3 protein-coding genes are annotated in these 1952 nt (G+C 44.5%); 2 read left to right on the forward strand and 1 reads right to left on the reverse strand.

Annotation, left to right across the window (positions count from 1 at the left end):
* Window positions 1-51: 51 nt before the first annotated feature.
* Window positions 52-435, forward strand: a complete 384-nt coding sequence (locus tag QUA78_RS32400) for a type II toxin-antitoxin system VapC family toxin (protein ID WP_333307311.1) — start codon at window positions 52-54, stop codon at window positions 433-435.
* A 139-nt stretch (window positions 436-574) separates the two neighbouring features.
* Here the strand turns inward: QUA78_RS32400 and QUA78_RS32405 are convergent, their stop codons facing one another.
* Window positions 575-1471 carry a M48 family metalloprotease gene (locus tag QUA78_RS32405; RefSeq protein WP_333399256.1) on the reverse strand — a complete coding sequence of 299 codons (897 nt, stop codon included), beginning with the start codon at window positions 1469-1471 and terminating at the stop codon, window positions 575-577.
* Between the two features lie 313 nt (window positions 1472-1784).
* On the opposite strand from QUA78_RS32405, the gene QUA78_RS32410 reads away from it, so the two are divergent.
* Complete coding sequence (locus tag QUA78_RS32410) at window positions 1785-1886, forward strand: DUF2281 domain-containing protein (protein ID WP_333399257.1); 102 nt, start codon at window positions 1785-1787, stop codon at window positions 1884-1886.
* The last annotated feature ends 66 nt before the right edge of the window (window positions 1887-1952 follow it).

A 1952-nucleotide genomic window follows, 5' to 3' on the forward strand; every position in this document is an offset into this window, starting at 1 on the left:
TGTCTGATGATTTCGATGAACCGCTGGAAGATTTAAAGGAATATATGTAACATGGAATCCCTTTTAGATACTCATGCATTTCTGTGGTATTTGCTTGGCGATTCCCATCTAGGTAGTAAAGCAAAAGAAGCGATCGATACTAAAACAGGTTTATATTTTAGTATTGCCAGCCTGTGGGAAATATCTATTAAAATTAATGTCGGTAAGCTTCAACTGAATCGACCATTTGAATACCTGCCGAAAGAATTGCAATACATTAACGCTCAAATTCTACCAATTACACTTGAAGACACTGAGATTTACGCAGGTCTTCCTCTGCATCATCGAGATCCTTTCGATCGCATTCTGGTAGCACAGACCATGAATCATTCGCTGGTTTTGATTAGTCGCGATGAGGCTTTTGATGCTTATCCAATTCAGCGAGTTTGGTCATGAATAAGGCAAAAGTTTTATACTAGCGATCGCCCCTACCTATCTAATTAGTCGCTCCATACAGCGATAGTTACAAACATACAGAAACCCGGTTGCTTAAAAACACCGGGTTTGTCCATATTGTTGCTGCATTTTCGATCGATCAAACTCCGTTTATGTAGGCCATAACTGGAGAACCTTGCTGCTGCTGCGCGATTTCCAAAAGGCGCTGAATGCGCTCCTCTGTCGGCGGGTGAGTGCGGAAAAGTGACTGCAAACCTTTAGTCGAAAAAGGATTCACAATCAGTAGCGGCGACATAGCAGGATTGCCGTGCATCGGAATTTCATGACCCATTTTCTCCAATTTCTGCAGCGCGTTTGCTAAACCGATCGGGTTATTGGTAATTTCCACCGCACCGCTATCGGCTGCAAATTCCCGCGTCCGAGAAATCGCCAATTGAATTACGGTTGCTGATAGCGGTGCTAAAATGATTAAAAATAGCAAACCAAAGGGATTCGGGCCTTGTCTGCTATCCCGCGTCACCGGGCCGTAAAGCGCTCCAAAAGTCAGAATTCGCCCGACAAATGTAATCGCGCCGGCAATTGTTCCTGCAACTGCTTGAGTGAGTGTGTCGCGGTTGCGGATGTGCGTCAGTTCGTGCGCTAAAACACCTTCCAATTCTTCGCGGGAAAGCAGCTTGATGATGCCTTCAGTAACTGCTATTGTCGCGTGTTCCGGGTCTCTTCCTGTGGCGAATGCGTTCGGAGATTGAGTCGGAACTACAAATATTTTCGGTACAGGAATTTCCGCTTTGGCGCTCAATGATGCTACAATATCGTAGATTTCTGGAGCTTCGCTGCGGGCGATCGGCTGAGCGCGGTAAGCCATTAACGCGGCTGTGTCGGAATAGTACCAAGAGCTAAAACTTGAGAAGGCGGCTAGCGCTAAACCGATGTAAAGTCCTTGCTCGTTCCCGATTAAATAATAACTTCCTAAAACGAGAAGGCCGCTTAGGAGTCCTAAGAGAGCGGCTGTTCTGAGTTGATTTGTTCCTAACATGGCGGGTTGAGGGCGATCGATATTTTGATATTTTTGAGCTTGTGATTAGATTTTCATATTTGCGGGCGATCGCGCCTCTATCTGCCGAAATAACTGCTGCCGCCAATAGTAGTATTTCACATTTTCAGTGAGAAACTGGAAATCCCTCGGGAGGCTCTCTCGCCTGCTCTCAAGAGGCGGTAGAGCCGCAGGATATGACATTTCCACCCAGAACCTGGAAACGAGATTAAACGAGATAACCATTCTAAATACCCTGTGACTGCAATTACGGTATAATTGGTGAATATGACATAGTAAAAATTCCACATAAATCATGACTATCGATATAGAGATTTTTCAAACTCTCGTCAAGATGCCAGAATCTCTCAAACAAGAGATATTGCATTATGCAAAATATTTACTTGCTGGAGTTTAGACTAAAAAATGGTCACAGCTAAAAGTAGCTGCCTTTTAACAGAAGGCAAGCTGTTGCTCAAAAACT

It is taken from the genome of Microcoleus sp. K4-B3 (assembly GCF_036704615.1).
Classification (GTDB): Bacteria; Cyanobacteriota; Cyanobacteriia; order Cyanobacteriales; family Microcoleaceae; genus Microcoleus.